The 17,157-nt window shown below is 46.6% G+C and carries 15 protein-coding genes, 1 tRNA gene and 1 pseudogene; 14 read left to right on the top strand and 3 right to left on the bottom strand.

Annotated features, from left to right (window positions below; all coding sequences use genetic code 11):
* Nucleotides 1-22 precede the first annotated feature (22 nt).
* The 8 genes from KVT36_RS29965 (at nucleotide 23) to KVT36_RS29930 (ending at nucleotide 11,027) form a co-directional block, all read left to right on the top strand.
* Nucleotides 23-745, top strand: coding sequence for a DUF4397 domain-containing protein (locus KVT36_RS29965; protein ID WP_217607109.1), 723 nt, complete (start codon nucleotides 23-25; stop codon nucleotides 743-745).
* Nucleotides 746-932: 187 nt separating this feature from the next.
* Nucleotides 933-1,532 (top strand): OmpH family outer membrane protein, encoded by a 600-nt coding sequence (locus KVT36_RS29960; protein WP_217607108.1) that lies wholly within the window; start codon nucleotides 933-935, stop codon nucleotides 1,530-1,532.
* Between the two features lie 105 nt (nucleotides 1,533-1,637).
* Nucleotides 1,638-3,059 (top strand): APC family permease, encoded by a 1,422-nt coding sequence (locus KVT36_RS29955; RefSeq protein ID WP_217607107.1) that lies wholly within the window; start codon nucleotides 1,638-1,640, stop codon nucleotides 3,057-3,059.
* Between the two features lie 655 nt (nucleotides 3,060-3,714).
* Complete coding sequence (locus KVT36_RS29950) at nucleotides 3,715-4,674, top strand: FecR family protein (protein WP_217607106.1); 960 nt, start codon at nucleotides 3,715-3,717, stop codon at nucleotides 4,672-4,674.
* A gap of 103 nt (nucleotides 4,675-4,777) precedes the next feature.
* The gene (locus KVT36_RS29945) at nucleotides 4,778-8,017 is read left to right on the top strand and encodes a TonB-dependent receptor (protein ID WP_254640259.1); all 3,240 of its coding nucleotides are present in this window, start codon (nucleotides 4,778-4,780) and stop codon (nucleotides 8,015-8,017) included.
* Nucleotides 8,018-8,079: 62 nt separating this feature from the next.
* A complete protein-coding gene (locus KVT36_RS29940) occupies nucleotides 8,080-9,522 on the top strand; it encodes a hypothetical protein (RefSeq protein WP_217607105.1) in 1,443 nt (480 codons plus the stop codon).
* Nucleotides 9,523-9,601: 79 nt separating this feature from the next.
* A complete protein-coding gene (locus KVT36_RS29935) occupies nucleotides 9,602-10,339 on the top strand; it encodes a hypothetical protein (protein WP_217607104.1) in 738 nt (245 codons plus the stop codon).
* Nucleotides 10,340-10,352: 13 nt separating this feature from the next.
* The gene (locus KVT36_RS29930; protein WP_217607103.1) at nucleotides 10,353-11,027 is read left to right on the top strand and encodes a hypothetical protein; all 675 of its coding nucleotides are present in this window, start codon (nucleotides 10,353-10,355) and stop codon (nucleotides 11,025-11,027) included.
* A gap of 219 nt (nucleotides 11,028-11,246) precedes the next feature.
* Here KVT36_RS29930 and KVT36_RS29925 read toward each other — a convergent pair whose 3' ends face one another.
* Both KVT36_RS29925 and KVT36_RS29920 read right to left on the bottom strand, forming a co-directional pair.
* The gene (locus tag KVT36_RS29925; protein WP_217607102.1) at nucleotides 11,247-12,650 is read right to left on the bottom strand and encodes a S41 family peptidase; all 1,404 of its coding nucleotides are present in this window, start codon (nucleotides 12,648-12,650) and stop codon (nucleotides 11,247-11,249) included.
* Nucleotides 12,651-12,661: 11 nt separating this feature from the next.
* Nucleotides 12,662-13,195 (bottom strand): RNA polymerase sigma-70 factor, encoded by a 534-nt coding sequence (locus KVT36_RS29920; RefSeq protein ID WP_217607101.1) that lies wholly within the window; start codon nucleotides 13,193-13,195, stop codon nucleotides 12,662-12,664.
* 125 nt (nucleotides 13,196-13,320) lie between these two features.
* Between KVT36_RS29920 and KVT36_RS29915 the strand changes: the two genes are divergently transcribed.
* The 3 genes from KVT36_RS29915 to KVT36_RS29905 all read left to right on the top strand — a co-directional run bounded on the left by KVT36_RS29915 (nucleotide 13,321) and on the right by KVT36_RS29905 (nucleotide 15,125).
* Nucleotides 13,321-13,926, top strand: coding sequence for a DUF4254 domain-containing protein (locus KVT36_RS29915; RefSeq protein WP_217607100.1), 606 nt, complete (start codon nucleotides 13,321-13,323; stop codon nucleotides 13,924-13,926).
* Nucleotides 13,927-13,931: 5 nt separating this feature from the next.
* Complete coding sequence (locus tag KVT36_RS29910) at nucleotides 13,932-14,963, top strand: glycosyltransferase family 9 protein (RefSeq protein WP_217607099.1); 1,032 nt, start codon at nucleotides 13,932-13,934, stop codon at nucleotides 14,961-14,963.
* 91 nt (nucleotides 14,964-15,054) lie between these two features.
* Nucleotides 15,055-15,125 (top strand) — tRNA-Gln (locus tag KVT36_RS29905).
* Nucleotides 15,126-15,191: 66 nt separating this feature from the next.
* On the opposite strand, the gene KVT36_RS29900 is transcribed toward KVT36_RS29905, so the two are convergent.
* Complete coding sequence (locus KVT36_RS29900; RefSeq protein ID WP_217607098.1) at nucleotides 15,192-15,536, bottom strand: helix-turn-helix domain-containing protein; 345 nt, start codon at nucleotides 15,534-15,536, stop codon at nucleotides 15,192-15,194.
* Between the two features lie 102 nt (nucleotides 15,537-15,638).
* Here KVT36_RS29900 and KVT36_RS29895 point away from each other — a divergent pair, with 102 nt between their 5' ends.
* The 3 genes and pseudogenes from KVT36_RS29895 to KVT36_RS29885 all read left to right on the top strand — a co-directional run.
* The gene (locus KVT36_RS29895) at nucleotides 15,639-16,295 is read left to right on the top strand and encodes an NAD(P)-dependent oxidoreductase (protein WP_217607097.1); all 657 of its coding nucleotides are present in this window, start codon (nucleotides 15,639-15,641) and stop codon (nucleotides 16,293-16,295) included.
* Nucleotides 16,296-16,393: 98 nt separating this feature from the next.
* The gene (locus KVT36_RS29890; RefSeq protein WP_217607096.1) at nucleotides 16,394-16,762 is read left to right on the top strand and encodes a hypothetical protein; all 369 of its coding nucleotides are present in this window, start codon (nucleotides 16,394-16,396) and stop codon (nucleotides 16,760-16,762) included.
* Nucleotides 16,763-16,816: 54 nt separating this feature from the next.
* Nucleotides 16,817-17,157 (top strand): annotated as a pseudogene (locus KVT36_RS29885) (cytochrome C); the annotation flags it as partial.

The following is a 17,157-nucleotide window of genomic DNA, read 5'->3' as shown; positions in this document are numbered from 1 at the left end:
CGTACTAGACTGTTGTTACGAAATGAAAAAATGGATACGCCCTGCGTTGATCATATTCCTGCTGGCAGCCGCCGTGGCCTGCGGTAAAGACAGCGATTCCGACCTGCCGGATACCAGTGCCAGTGTACGGGTATACCAGTTTGTTGACAGCAATACCGCCCACTTTGATTTTAAGCTGGATACCGTTACCCTGGGCAGCAACCTGGGGTATGGAGAAAACACGCAGTATAAGCAGTTCCGCGCACAGAAATACAGCTTTTACGTATACGCTGCCGGCAGCACGGCACCTATTCTGGGCGGGGAGCTGAACCTGCGTAATGGCAAACACCTGTCTGCGCTGCTTTGCAAAAACCACCTGAATGTGCTGCAGCTGGTGGTTTTAGAGGACGATCTTGCACCACCTTCTGCACCGGCCAATGCCCGCATACGGGTGGTGAACCTGTGTGATACCTATTATAAAACAGGGACCAGGGGTAACCAGCAGCCGCTGGCCCTGGATTTCAGGATCCGCTGGGGCACTAATGATACCTTACGGATCTTTGACGGCATTGCTTATGGCGCTGCCACCTCATCACCGGAAATACGGGCCAATCCTTACCAGGTAGATTTTAATTTCCGTGATTCATCGCTGGTGCTGGGTACCTTCCCGTTCCAGGCCGATTCCGGTAAGGTGTATACCCTGGTTACTACCGGTACGGCTACGGATAAGACCCGCTTTAAAATGTGGAAACTGCAAAACAACTGATACAACACCTTAAGGAAAAGTTAAATATCGTAAGAACTTGTACTGTAGCACGTTTCCAGCCAACGGATTTCAGTTTTTATCTTTTTCCTTTCTGCTTTTTACCTTATTTTAGCCCTTCATATTTTAAACTATAGTTTCATCGGAGTTCAAAAATCCATTTATCAACATGCATAATGTTCAACAAACTGTGAAAAACGGATGCTTAGTTGTTCTAGCGACCGGCCTATTTGCAGCCTGCCAGCAGGGAGGAAAAAGCGCGAATACAAATACAACCGCATCACCGGCTACTACCAGCACTAAAGCAGGCGATGCCGGCCCGCGGATAGCTTATGTGGATCTTGATTCTGTAGAAGCCCGTTATGAATATTTCAAAGCAAAAAAATCTGAGCTGGAAAAAAGACAGCAGGCTATTGATAATGAGCTGAAAGCCAATGTACGCGCGCTGCAGAATGAAGCAGCCGATTTTCAGCGCAGGGCTAATGCCAACCAGCTTACACAGGCAGAAGGTGAAACAGCACAACGTACGCTGATGGAAAAACAACAGCAGCTGGAAGCTAAACGCCAGAACCTTTCCCAGCAATATATGGAGCAGGAAGCCAAGTTTAATGAAGACCTTCAAAAACGCCTGGATGATTTCCTGAAAACCTTTAATGCAGATAAGAAGTACTCCTTCATTTTCTCTTACCGTGCGGGCGCCAGCAACATTTTGTATAAAGATGAATCCCTGGATATTACTGCGCCTGTACTTGAGGGCCTGAACAAAGCCAACGAGGGAAAAACTAATTAATGATTAAAAATTAATAATTAATAAATTTGGTGCACTTGTGGATGTTTGAATAATAGTGCCTTTATCAATTAATTATTCATTCTTAATTATTAATTACTTCTATCTATGATTGAAAACCAACAAGCGTCTTTCAAGCCTAGCTTAAGCTTACTGGATGCTACTATGATAGTTGCCGGTTCCATGATTGGATCCGGCATTTTTTTGGTATCTGCTGAAATAGCCCGCAGTGTGGGCTCTGCAGGATGGTTTACCGTAATGTGGGTACTGGCCGGTATCGTAACTATGATAGCGGCGGTTAGCTACGGGGAGCTGTCCGGCATGTATCCCCGTGCCGGCGGACAGTATGTGTACCTGCGCGAAGCCTATAATCCATTTGTAGCCTTTCTTTTTGGCTGGACCCAGTTCAGCGTAATTCAAACCGGCACCATTGCCGCTGTGGCGGTAGCTTTTGCCAAGTTCACCGCCTACCTGATACCAGCGGTGAGCGAGCAGCATATACTGTGGGATGCCGGGTTTATGAAGGTATCTGCCGCGCAGATCGTGGCCATCATTTCCATTATACTGCTCACGTATATTAATACGAAGGGTATACGGAATGGTAAGATCATCCAGACAGTGTTTACCCTGGCCAAGCTGCTGTCTTTATTTGGATTGATCATATTTGGTTTCCTGATAGGCGCCCGTGCAGAAGTATGGAACGCTAACTGGCAAAATGCATGGACCACTATGTCGCTGCAGCAGGTGAACGGGCAAACCGTAACCACTATGCTTACGGGCGTGGCGGTGCTGGGCGCTATTGCGGTATCTATGAAAGGTTCCCTTTTCTCCAGCGATGCCTGGAACAACGTAACCTTTATAGCCGCAGAGATCAAGAATCCGCAGAAGAACATTGGCCGCTCTCTGTTCCTGGGCACTTTGATCGTTACCATCATTTATGTGAGCGCCAACCTCATGTACCTTTCTGTACTGCCGTTAAATGAAATTGCTTTTGCTGCCAATGACCGGGTAGGGGTGGCTGCTGCAGAAAAGATCTTTGGTAACAGCGGTTCATTGATCATTGCTGTTATGATCATGGTCTCCACCTTTGGCTGTAATAACGGGTTAATACTGTCAGGCGCGCGCATTTACTACACCATGGCACAGGATGGGCTGTTCTTTAAACAGGCGGCTTCCCTGAACCGTTACAGCGTACCGGAAAAAGGTATGTGGATCCAGTGCTTATGGGCCTCCCTGTTATGCCTGAGCGGCCGCTATGGCGATCTGTTGGCGCTGGTGATCTTTGGTGTGCTGATCTTTTATGTGCTGACCATACTGGGTATTTTTATACTGCGTAAAAAACAACCGGCTGCACCGCGCCCCTACAAAGCGTTTGGCTACCCGGTACTGCCTATGGTATATATTGCTGTAGCAGTAGGATTAGCTTTGCTGCTGCTGGTGTTTGAAGCTAATTACACCTTACCTGGCCTGGGTATAATCTTACTGGGCATTCCATTATACTATTGGGCTATGCGGAAAAAGCAGGCTTAAAATTATTTTGTTAATGAATTGTTATTGATGGTTGGCAAAGGCTATGGATACATAAGCAGTTGCTAACCATTCTTTTTGGGTATAATTTACCCAATGCTAACACAAACGTTGTACAAAAAGGGCAAAAAAAACCTGCTCACTGCGGTATTTTATACAGTGGGGTGGATTAATTTGCACGTACAGCGTTCAAGGAACCCGGATAAAGTTAGCGTGAGTAACCCTGTCTATTATAACACGTATGAAAAGAAAACCCGTTGCCTGCTTTAGTGATCCTGTTTTTAGTAATAGTATCCTATGCGCAAGGTATATCTTATCATATCAGGTCTTCAACAGAATATAAAATAATTACCAGTGCTGGTAGAGTGTGCCGTTTGCTGTTAAGCATAAGATACCTGCATTGTAAAACATAAAATCATTTTAAACTTATAACTAGGTGGTTAAAAAAACGTGAAGGTATTCTAGCCCCAAGATAACCATTAAAAGCCTACACGATTTGCATTCTCGAACATTCACATGACAATCTTTTACAATAAGCGTAAGGTTTCCACCCTACGCTTTTTTGTTTTTAGCCCCCGCCACACCGCTAATATTAACAAATTGTAAACTCCGCTTTTGCCATTGGTATCTGCTGCTTTTGTAAGCGTACTCTTTCTGTATGCACATAGATAAAGAATTACTGGAAAAGTATTTTAAAGGCCGCTGTACGGCGGCAGAAGCAGCAGCAGTGGAGGCTTACCTGTTACAGGAAGCTACCCCTGAGATGGATGCATACCTGCTGGAAACATGGGAACAAACATCCCAAACCCCTGTTATCCCTGTACCGGCCGCTGTGCCGCAAAAAGTAAAACCTTTATACCGCAGGTGGTATAGTGTTGCTGCAGCTGTGCTGCTTTTAATTGTTGGCGCGGGCGCATGGCTGAGGCAATCACAACACGGTTTACAGGGGCCGGCCCTGGCACAGCAATGGGATACTGTTTATAACAACGGCCGTAACATACGCCTGGTATCTATGCCGGATGGTTCCCGGGTATGGCTGAATGCCTATGCCGCCATAGCTTATTCCCACGATTATAATAACCAGGCGCGCGACCTGTGGTTAAAGGGCGAAGCTTATTTTGAAGTGGCGCAGGTTGCCGCTAAACCTTTTCGTGTACATGCCGGTGAATTGGTGACCACCGCATTAGGAACGGCGTTTAACATTGCTACCGCTAACCATGCAGACAGCAGCATTGCAGTAAGCCTGCTATCCGGTAAAGTGTCTGTAAGCACTGCTGCCTTCTCTTATGTGCTGCAACCGGGCGAAGTATTGTTATATAAAAAAGGTGTGCTGCCCGCACCCGCCACCCGCTTTAATACTGCCGCCACCCTTGACTGGAAAAGCGGGAAATTAATATTCGATAATACCACTTTGGAAAACGCATTTGCCAAGCTGCAAAGCCGCTATGGGAAAAGGATTGTACTGGAAGATAACAAGCTCGCAAAACGGAAGGTATCCGGTTCATTTACCTCAAATGAATCGCTTGAGCAGATACTGACCACGTTAGAATATGTATATGGATTCTCATACCATCTATCCGGTGATAGCAGTGCTTATGTAGTAGAAGGAAAACAGTAAATAACCATTAACTAAAATAATAAAGGGCACTGTAGAGACAGTACCCTTTAACCGGACACTTCCCGGTTAAGTATTCATTTTTAACTAAAAGCAAAACAAAAGTATGCAAAAATCTACAAACAGATTTTTTGACAGGGGTACTATGCAAAAACTGGCGGTTTCCCTGTTGTGTTTTTTATGCACTGGTCCCTTACAGGCGGTGGCAATACAATCTTATAAGGGGTTAACAGACAGAGTACGCATTAACATGCAAAAAACAACGGCAACCGCCGTAGTAAAGAATTTAGCGCAACAAACAGCTTACACTTTTATTTACGATCCTGAATATTTAGACCAGTGCACACTGGCAGCAGTAAAGTTCCAGGACCAACCCCTGGCAGACGTACTGCACTACTTAGATGTATATGCCCCCATTGACATTGCCTATACCAACAATACCATTGCCCTGCGCAAAGGCAGGCAGGAAAAGGTAGCCGGCCAGGATAAAGGCCGTGTAAGCGGTAAGGTAGTGGATAATAAAAATGAACCGCTGCCGGGTGTTACCATCCAGGTACAGGGCGGGCAGGGTACTGTAACCAATGTAGATGGTACCTACGAGCTGCAGCTGGAACCCGGAACCTATACGCTAACGTTCAGCTATATATCTTATGACACGCGTAGAATAACAGAAGTAACGGTAGCAGAAAAAGGGGTAACACCATTGAATGTATCACTGAAGAGTGGCGGCTCCCGTTTGAAAGAAGTAACGGTGACGGCTAACTATAAACGCGCTTCTGTAGAAGGTTTGTACGCCCTGCAAAAAAATCATGCAGCCATTACCGACGGTATCAGCGCAGAGCAGATCAGCCGTACACCGGATAAAAATATTGGCGAAGTGCTGAAACGTGTGAGCGGCCTTTCCACCATGGATAATAAATATGTAGTAGTGCGCGGTTTAAGCGAGCGTTATAACCAGGCGGTGCTGAACGGGCAGATCATGCCCAGCACAGAGCTGAACCGGAAGAACTTCAGCTTTGATGTGATACCGGCGAATATTGTTGAGAATGTAACGGTAGTAAAAACCATTACGCCAGACCGCAGCGCGGAATTTGGAGGTGGTTTGGTGGAGGTAAATACGCTGGACATACCCACCACCAACTTTCTGAATATAAGCGCAGGCGGCAGCATTAACGATAAAACCACCGGTAAGGACTTTTTAACAATGAAGCTGGAAGGCAAGGAATACTTTGGCCAGGTGGCGGACCATCGCAAATTAATAGGCACTCTGAACTGGAAAAGCGAAACGGATATTCATAATAAATTCCTCGCATCCGGTAAGGATGCAAATGCCTTCAGCAATAACTGGGGTTTATACAACCTAAAGGCGCACCCCTCACAGAACTACCAGGTGTCTATAGGCCGGGTTATTCCCGGAAAAAAAAGTAATCAGTTCGGCGTAGTGGCATCCGTAGGGTACAGGAACACACTTGCCACGCAGGATATAAGGATGAGCCGCGATGGATTTGAGGGACAGCAGGATGGCCCTGCATCAGAATTTGCAGCGTATAATGGTCAGCGTTATGGTTTTACCACTAACCTGGGGGGCTTGCTGGGCATAGGTTACAGGAATGAACGTAACCGTATTGGTTTTCAAAGCTTGTACCTGCGCACGCTGGATCAGCAGCTGATCATTGGCGCTGGTGTGAATGTGCCGCGTGGTTATGCTTTAGGTTATTATGATCTTACTTCACAAACGGCTTTGTGGCAGAACCAGCTGAAAGGTGAGCATACGGTAGGTAATAAAGGCATTAAGCTGAAATGGTCAGGCAGTTACTTACGCCTGGACCGCCAGAAGCCGGACAACCACCAGCTTACTACAGAATATATAAAAACAGATTCCAGCGCTTTAAATGAATACAGCATATTAAGCGCTACCAGCAATGGCATCAGCACCGGTGCGCTGCGATGGTGGAGCCGTGCAAAGGAAAATAATTATACCTGGGATGCGTCTGCAGCGGTTCCTTTTCAGTTCAGCACCGGCGGGGTAGCTATTAGCAATACTTTTAAAGCAGGGTATGGCGGCTGGAGCAAAGACCGTTTGTTCTATGTGATCAATACGGGTGCTACTTTTGACAACCATAACGGTTATTACCAGCCATTGGCCCAGGCTTTTTCCCCGGCTAATAATGCAGGTTTTGTTTACAGTCAGTTCAGTGATGATTTTCACCGCACTGCTACCTTACACGCGGTGTATGGTATGCTGGATAATAAGATCGGCGATAAGCTTAGACTGATATGGGGCGTAAGAGCAGAATACTATAACCTGAACAATGCCAACGCCGGCCTGGATTCCCTGGAAAACTGGATTAACCAGAGCCGTGGCGGATCAGGGGTAGATAAATATGATTTCACCGCATTGCGCAACCGGGAACCTAACTGGAATATTTTCCCTTCCGCTAACCTTACCTATAGTCTTACTCCGGCCATGAACCTGCGGTTAGCCTATGCTAAAAGTATTATCCGCCCCGACCTGCGGGAGCTGTCTTTCTTCCGTGAATATGATTTTGAACTAGGCGGTGCCTATGTGAGTGAGCTGGTAAAATCCACCATTGCGCATCACCTGGACTTCCGCTACGAGTGGTATCCCGGGGCCGGCGAGTTAATATCCTTCTCTTTATTCTACAAGAAGTTTGATTATCCCATGGAGATCTATGCGGATGAGCAAAGCGGCGGCATATTCGTATTGCGTAATAACAAAAATGCAAAGAACTACGGCCTGGAGGTGGAAGCGCGTAAATCGCTGGCATTTACCAAAGTGCCGGTGCTGCAAAACATAACACTGTATGGCAACTTCACAGCGCTGGATGCACGCGTAACGCCTATGACCGTTAACTATAATGGTGTAGATCCGGATAACGCGCTGAAGGTGATACCTAATGAGGAGGTATTAAAAGAGGAAAAAAGGCCGCAGACAGGCGCCAGCAATTACATTGTAAATGCCGGCATCTATTATGACACGAAACCGGTTTCCCTTAGCCTGGTATATAATTACGTGAGCAACCGCATGTTCCGTCCGGATAAATCTTACCAGTTCTCTCTTTTCGAGCGTCCCTTAACAGCTTTAGACGGGCAGGTAGCGGTACGTTTCTTAAAACAACGGGCGGAGGTAAAACTGAATGTCGGCAATATCCTGAATAGTTTTTCCGTGGTGTACCAGAACCGTTATGATGATGACCAGGCTGTTAACAACGGAGAAAAGAACCCTTCTACCAAACAGCTGTTATACCAGCCGGGTAAGGATGTCATTAATTACGAAGCACGGCCTGGCCGCACCTATAGCACTACTTTGAGCTATAAATTCTGAGCATACGCGTAACAGTTATATATCCTGATCAGGTATTCATTTTTAACCTTAAAAGCTAAATCATGAAAAGGAAACCCTTGATTTTAACCCTGGCCACGGCCGCTTTTGCAGGAGTTGTATTGGTGAGCTCCTGTAAAAAAGAAGGCCAGCCTATTGCTGACCGTTCAGTATCTGCTACCCAGATCATTCCCTCAAACCCTGTTTTGAGCGGTGTATTGGGTACAGGTCATGCCATTAAAGACACCATCCGCCTGACCAGCTCCGTAGCCTGGCACCTGAGTGGCCTGGTGTATGTTGATTCATCTGATGTGTTGATCATTGATGCCGGCGCTACTATCCGTGGTGATAAGAGCACCAGCACAACTGTTGCCGGTGGCGGCCTTGTAGTAACCCGTGGGGCAAAAGTTCTGGCACAGGGTACCGCTACCAGCCCCATTATTTTCACTTCCAACCAAACTACACCGGCTTCCGGCGACTGGTCTGGTATTATCCTGCTTGGTAATGCATCCACTAACCACAGTGGCCGTGTGCAGGTTGAGGGTATTCCCAGCAATCCCCCGGCTGACGCTACCTTTGGCGGTACAGTAGGTACTAATGACAACGACAACTCAGGTATCCTGAAGTATGTACGTATTGAGTATGCCGGTTTTGAGCTGTCAACCGACAATGAGATCAACGGTTTAACCCTGGCTGGTGTAGGCCGTGGTACCACACTTGATTTTATTGAAGTGTACAAATCAAAAGACGATGCTTTTGAATTTTTTGGCGGTACGGTGAATGCCTCCCACCTGATCTCCGTAGATGCATTGGACGATATGTTCGATACGGACAATGGTTACAGGGGTACTATCCGTTATGCTTTAGGCCTGGCTGATACCACCCGTGCAGACAAGAGCCAGTCTAACGGTTTTGAAAGCGATAACAACTCAACCGGTACTACTGCTACACCCATTACACACCCGGTTTACCGCTACATTACTATCGTTGGTTTACCCAACCAGGCAAGGGCTTCCATCACCAATGGCCAGCCTTCCGGCACCGGTTTATATGGCCGTGGCGCACAGCTGAGAAGGAATGCTGAATTTGATATTGACAGCGCTATTTACCTGGGCTACAGATATGGTATTTCCCTGGATAGCGCGCTGGGTACTACCCGCGATAAGTTCTACGCCGGTACTTCTGTGCTGAAGCACAGCTTTGTACATGCGTATGTTAAACCTTTCGTAACTGAAAGCGCCGGTAACCCTGTTACAAATGTAGGCTTCAATGCAGCAGCCAACCAGTTCACCATTTTTGCTACTTCAGCTACAAATGGCAACACTGGCTTTACTACTGCTAACCCGAATGCCAACATTGGCCTGGCTAATCCGTTTGTTCGTCCGGCTACCGCCACCAGCGCGGCTAACTGGATCCCCGGCGCACTGAATGCTTCCCGCACTGTGGGTGCCTTCCCTGGCCGTGTGGACTGGACTTCAGGCAGCAGCGGCTGGCTGAGATGGTTATAATGAATTTCATAACACCTGTAATAACGTATAAGGCCCGGCCTTATACGTTATTACTTCAAAAAAGACATCAAATTACATTATGCGATTATTTACATATTCCATTATCACTTTTATTATTATTTCCGCCTTATCCTGTAGTAAAGGTGAGCTGCCGGAAGAACATTTTTTTGGTAAAGTAGATGTTATACTGGCGAACTTACCCAACACGCCTGATGTGGACCTGTACTTTGATGGAAAGAAAATAAACAGCATTGAACCATCCAACACCTCCGTAAGCGTGGTATTACCGGCCGGCAGATCCGGCAAGCTGGCATTTTATAAAGCCAGTACAGATTCACTGATAGCAGACAGCATGATCACTGTTTTACCGAATGCCGCCATTGCCCTGAAACTGGCATATAGTGAAGGCATCGGGTTAAAAGGATTTGTAACCAGCACGCCGGTATCGCCGGACTCCCTGGCCATGCAGATATTTGAAACACTGAGCGATACCTATTTCCCTTATGAGAAGCTGGATCTGCATATTATTTATGTGAACAACGAAACCGGTAACCTTGATGAAACAGGTTTTGTGCTGAAAGGATTAACGAAGGGAACCCTTTACCCTCAAACCATTGTGCTGCCATTAAATGATGCCAGCGGAATGCCGGTCACCTATGGTGGCAGATTTGTAAACAGTGAAACCGGTGCGCCGGTAACACAACCGGATGGTGTTACGGATATTTTTGCATTGCCGGTAGACCCGGGGAAATTTTATCTGCTGAATATACATGATGATCCCTCCGGCAGCTTTTACCCGGAAGTGATCAATCTCTAATATAAAAGTTACTATGCAACACCGGTCCGTTAAATATAAAAGCTGGTTACGGTCTCTTTTTTACGGGGGCTGTACCCTGGGAGCTGTATTGCTTGCCGGCTGTAAAAAGGAGCCGGTGGCTGCTGCAGCAAATGTAGGGGTGCAAACCATTCCCTTACAGGATACCCTGCGGAAAATAATTACAGAGAATATACTGCTCACAAACAATCATCCCTGGTATATAGAAGGCTGGGTGTATGTAAGCAATGAAGCTACTTTACACATTGAGCCGGGCACCGTTATAAAAATAATTACACCGCTGACCGCCTATGGTAAGGAAAGCGGTGGCGGTTTGGTAATAACCCGCGGCGCAAAGATCGTAGCAGAAGGATTGCAGCAATTACCCGTGCTTTTCCGGTTAAATGATACTACCTGTAACACAGGCTGGAAAGGTATTATACTCTTAGGCAAAGCGCCGCAGACCGGTGCAGGTAAAGTACTGGAAAATATAAGCTCCCTCACCGGCAGCACCGGCCTGGCTTATGGCGGGCAAGAGCCAGAAGACAGCTCCGGGGTAATGCGCCATGTACGCATGGAAGGTATGGAGTTATTATTAAGAGGTACCGGCAGCAGAACCGTCATAGCTGATATTACCATACAGCCAACAGGGAATAAACCTTATCATCTTAAAAAGGTTTCACTACCATAATAGTTTAACAGCAATAAACAACGTAAGCAATTTGAAAACCCTGTTTATGAGAAAACAAATTCTGATGATTCCTCCATCGAAATGCAGCGTGCGCCGTATCTACGGTGTACATTTTTAAGATCCATTGTTTGTTACCATCCCAAGCTTTCTCTGATCTGATACTACTGATTATTTATTGCCTGCAAGAGAAAGGGCTTACCGCGCATATATCCAGTACTTTTATTTTCTAAACAAGGCTGCCGGTAGTCTTACCACATTCCTGTTTGCCTGTTGCTGCCTGGTATCAAAATATACCCGGGGGCTTATCTGCGGCGCCGGCGCTGTTTGCCGTCCATTGCCGTTTAAGATGGAAATAGCCCTTGCAATGAGGGGATCAGTATTATCACCCACCGGCGACAGGGGTTGTTTGCTTAATTCATCAACAATGTATTGCGGGGTAAGTCCGTTGGTGTAACCACCTTCTCCTTTGGAGTTAGCCAGGTTGTAACAGATGGGCATTAGCGTCCAGGGAATGCGCCTGGGTGTGCGCATATCCTGTATGATCAATGCACCTTTATCTTTACCAAACGTTTGCTGCCCAATGAGGTATACCTGCATGTAAGGCCGGAGATTATTGATCAGCAGCTCCGCTGCAGATGCAGTTTGGCTGCCGCATAAAATAAATACCCTTGACAAAGAAAGGCGTGCAGGTTCCAGTGAACTGAATGCAATAGGACCGCCTGATTCAGGAACGGATAAAGCAGATGTAAATGAAACAATGCGCTGTCCCAGGTTGCTGTTACCGCTGTATTTCACAAAACCGCTTTGCCCGGTAATACCGGGTGCTATTAAAGCAGCCAGCATGGCAGCAGCAGCTACGCTGCCACCGGGATTGTAACGCAGGTCCAGGATCAGCTCATTGGCGCCGCCTGTTTTAAAATCCTGGAACACGCCTTTTACGGCCGTGTTATAACCATCATTAAAATAGTTATAGAACAGGTAGGCCACTTTACGGCCATTCACGGTGCGTATGCCCTGCCCGTAAATAGGATTTTCGCCCAGCGATTGCGCGGGCAGGGTAACGGCTGTACCTTCTTTTACTGTAGTACCGCTTACAGTGGCCAGCGTAAACGTTCCGGAAGACTGCTGCAGTAAGTTTTTACTGAGGGTAGCTGCATTAGTGCTGCTAACTATTGTACCGTTAATACGTGTAAAATAATCGCCCCGCCGTAATCCCAGCATAGCCGCCGGGGAGCCTTCCAGCACAAACCTGATCAGCCCGATAGCACCTGCCGGTGCATTGGGAAAAGCTATGATGGTAAAGTCTATTCCGAAGTTGTATAACATGTATCTGGGGTAGGAGGAGAGGTCGTTGGGATCGTATAAAAAGGAGAAACGGTCGTCCTTATTCTTTAACAGGTTAAAATAGGCCACGGCTCCCGGCTGTGTATCCACCTTAGCCGGCAGGGTACTGTTCCATAAATAGAAATAACGCATGCTGTCCAGGACCCAGCTATTGGTTTCTTTTTGGGTAACGGGCCCGGTGGGAACAGGAGGCGGTTGCGGGTCTTTACTACAGGCAGCAATGAGCAGAACGGCAGCTAAGACCGGTACCAGTTTAGACAAAAGATTATAATGAGGCATGGGGGTGGAATTTATTTGGTTTCCATATTGTAATGCAGCAGCATTTCCCTGCGTATAAACTGCAGCGCCAGTGTGAGGTGGTTACGTACAGTGGAGGGGGAGAGGCTAAGCTGGTCTGCGATCTCTTTATGGCTGTGGCCTTTGTCGCGGCTAAGCAGGTAAATGTTGCGGCGCTGTTCCGGCATTTTATCGATCACTTTCTGGATCTGCTGCCAGAACTCTTTTCGCATCAGCAATGTTTCTTCCCGGTTATCTGCAGGGGGCAGCGGCTGCTGGGACGACATTTTGGCCAGCGTTTGTTTTTCGCGGTATAGCTTACGGGTTTCATCCACCACAATATGTTTGGTGAATACAAATAACAGGGGGAAAACGTCTTGTCCCGCTTCTATCTTGTGAATATTTTCCCAAAGCCTGATGAAGCACTGCTGGGTAATTTCCTGCGCACGTGCCGCATCTTCTGTCAGCTTGTAAGCGAACCGGAACACCTTATCGTGATTGGTTTCAAACAGCTGCTGGAAGAGCGCTTTTGACGGGTTATCAGACATAGCTTATGCATTAGCGATTTGCGACTTTAAATGTAGAAAGAATATGTTACTACAATGTTAACAGTAGGCAGCCCATGGCCGATAGTCCATAGACTAACCTGGACTAATTTTTTTACCTTTGCCGGATGTTTACAGAATTATGCAACCAGGTATTTAGCCAGAGCATCAAGGATTATCATGTGAAAAATGATGTGCACCAGGATATCGTAAATCCCTACGAAAGCAGCAGCATTGAACACCTGCTGTACCTGAAGAACTGGATAGATACGGTGCAGTGGCACCTGGAGGATATTATCCGGGATCCGGCCATTGACCCGGTTAAAGCGCTGGAGATCAAACGCTGGATAGACCGCTCTAACCAGGAGCGTACGGATGTAGTGGAATATATTGACAGCTATTTCCTGGAACGCTATAAAACAGTGCAGGCAGCTCCTGAAGCAAAGATCAATACGGAAAGCCCTGCCTGGGCGGTAGACCGTTTATCTATACTGGCGCTGAAGATCTACCATATGCTGGAAGAAGCTACCCGTACAGATGCTACAGCGGAACACCGCGCTGCCTGCCAGCGAAAGCTGGACATTTTACTGGAACAGCGCCGCGACCTGAGCGCCGGTATTGAAGATCTGCTGGCAGATATTAACGCCGGCAAAAAATATATGAAGGTGTACCGGCAAATGAAAATGTACAACGATCCTTCCCTGAACCCGGTATTATACAGCAGCCGTAAGTAAGCCGCATGCAACAAACCATTCTCGTGCTCCGTTTTTCTGCTTTGGGTGATGCCGCCATGACCATTCCTGTAATGCAACAGGTGCTGGCGGAAAACCCTGCAGTGAATATTGTTTTTGTTTCCAACAAGAACTGGGGGGCTTTGTGTAAGGATATTCCCCGTCTTACTTTTTTTCCGGCCGATCTTAAAGGCAGGCATAAAGGCATACCAGGTTTATACCGCCTGTTCCGCGAGATCCGCAAACAGCACCGCATACATGCCGTGGCTGACCTGCACCAGGTGCTGCGCTCCAAAATAGTGCGCACTTTTTTCCGTTTCAGCGGCGCACCGGTAGCTGTGATAGATAAAGGCCGTGCAGAAAAGAAAGCGCTTACCCGCCAGGAGAATAAGATCTTACAACCGCTTACCACTACCATTGAGCGTTATGCGGCTGTTTTCCGGCAGCTGGGACTACAGTGTAACATGGACAAGGCCCTGATAAAAGCAGCGCCCCTGCCCTTAAATGACCGCATTACGTCCATTGCCGGGCCTATAACACCGGGTAGCTGGATAGGACTGGCGCCCTTTGCTACCTACCGGGAAAAAATGTACCCGCTGCAAAAAATGGAGCAGGTGCTGGCGCAACTATCGCAACATAAAGTGCTGCTTTTTGGCGGCGGTGCAGCAGAAGTGGAGCAGCTGACCGCATTAGCTGCCCGCTATCCCAACACCGTAGTAATAGCCGGCCGTTTTACGCTGGAGGAGGAACTGGCCATTATCAGCCACCTGAGGCTGATGATCAGCATGGATTCTGCCAACATGCACCTGGCTTCCCTGTTCGGCGTGCCGGTGGTGTCTGTTTGGGGCGCTACCCACCCTTTTGCCGGTTTTATGGGCTTTGGACAAACACTGGACCGGGCCGTGCAGATCGATGACCTGGAATGCCGCCCCTGTTCTGTGTTTGGGAATAAACCTTGCTTCCGGGGCGATCATGCCTGTATGGAGTGGATAACACCGGAAAGGGTGCTGGAAAAGATAGGGCAGGTGTTGTATAAGTGATTGATTATGTGCGGGTAAAAAAATGAGCAAGATATTTTTTGAAGTAATAAAAAAAAGGCTAATTTTGCCATCCCAAATCATGGAAACATGATGTCCCATAGTATAATGGTAGTACATCTGATTTTGGTTCAGATTGTCTAGGTTCGAATCCTGGTGGGACAACAAGTGACCCTCAGCTTTGCTGAGGGTATTTTTTTGTTTGGAAGCGAGGGAGTAGTTTACTCCGTCTTATTCAGCTACTATATTCTTTTTACCCCAATCAGCTAATAGCTGCATCACATCGTTGAGCGACATCCCCTTTTCAGTGAGTGTATACACCACCTTTGCCGGGACTTCAGCATATACCCTCCGATTGATGATACCATCAGCCTCCAGTTCTTTTAAATTCCTGGATAATACCTTTAGTGCTATACCTTCAATTCTTTTATTTAGTTCACCAAATCGCTTAGGGCCTGATAATAACATCCAGATAATTACGGGTTTCCACTTGCCGCTTATGTTGCTGATTGATCCTATTATTGAGCAATCACAATCCAGCTCCACTTTTTTTTCAATTTTTTTTTCTGCTAACATACTGATAGTGTGTATTAGTGTCATAAATGTCAATACTTGACAAAAGTGCCATTACTTGACGAAAGTGAAGTTATGGAATAATTTTGTTGAAAAATAAAGATTATGAGAATACTCGTTTTAGGGGCTACTGGCAGAACAGGTCGTCTTATCGTTGAAGAGGCACTAAGGCAAGGCTATGATTTAAGTGTTTTGGTGCGAGATAAAAACAAAACATCCTTCAGTTCGAAATCAATTATAGTATATCAGGGAACTCCCACCCGTCGAGCAGATTTAGCGGCTGCAATGCAAGGGTGCAATCTGATAATAAGTGCTTTGGGTATTGCCAGAGCCTCAGATGCTCCCTGGTCGAAATTAATAACCCCAAAAAATTTCATATCTGAAAGCATGAAAAATGTAATAGCCCAGGCGGATCAACAAAACCTAAAACGGGTAATTACAATCTCTGCGTGGGGTGTTGGGGAAACCAAAAAGGAAATCCCTTTTTGGCTCAGATGGTTAATTAACTATACCAACCTCGGCCCTGTCTATGAGGAACATGAACTAGAGGAAAAACTATTTGCCAATTCACACTTAAACTGGACGGCTGTCCGGCCTGTTGCTTTAAATGACTCCGAAAAGATTAAAACTTTAAAGGTGAGTTTTAATAACTTGCCAAAACCAAGTTTACAAATCAGCAGGCAAAGTGTAGCAAAATTCATGGTTGATATAGTGAAATCCGATACGTACGATATGAAAAGCCCGACTATCTCTGAAAATTAATAGGATGGGAGGCAAATAGTCTTATCGGTGATAAACCCTAAAAAGGCAGCAACCTGAATCTGTAACTAAGGACCTGGTTAGTGAAAAATTAGCATAGTATGAAAGCAGTGAAAGTAATTGGATTTATCCTACTTGGTTTGTTGGGACTAGTGGGTGCTACCGGCACTTATGTAAAGGTAGCATTGCCAGACACAGGCCCAGCGCCTCAAATTAAAATCGAACGCACAGCAGAACGAATAAAACGCGGCGATTATTTAGCCAACCACGTTTCTGTTTGTATGGACTGCCACAGCACCAAGGACGAGAGCTTGTACGGACGCCCGGTGGTGGGCGGCTTTGGGGCTGGAGGTGAAAAGTTCGATCAGCAGCAAGGCCTTCCCGGCAAGTTTTACGCATCCAACATAACTCCTTATAAATTAACAAGCTGGACAGATGGCGAACTATTCAGAGCGCTAACTACCGGGTAAAACAAATTTGGAAAAGCCGTCTTTCCATTAATGCCCTGGGATCATGTTGGGCAAATGGATAAAGAGGACGTGTATAGCATTATTGCTTATTTGCGTTCAATTCCTTCAATTAAAAAAGACATACCGGCGTCGGAAATCGACTTTCCGGTCAATTTCATCATCAATACCATGCCACATAAGGCAAATTTAGGTAAGCTACCATCGGAAAATGATTCCATCAGGTATGGCGCTTACCTTGTTAACGCAGCGGCATGTGTAGATTGTCACAGCAAAAGATATCATGGGGATATAATCCCAGGGACAGAGTTTGGCGGTGGGATGGAATTTAAACAGCGGGGAGGTGTTGTACATTCTGCCAATATCACACCGGTTAATCTAACCGATATTGGATACTG

Source organism: Chitinophaga sp. GbtcB8 (genome assembly GCF_019091455.1).
Classification (GTDB): Bacteria; Bacteroidota; Bacteroidia; order Chitinophagales; family Chitinophagaceae; genus Chitinophaga.
This window is presented reverse-complemented; position numbering and strand designations above follow the sequence as displayed.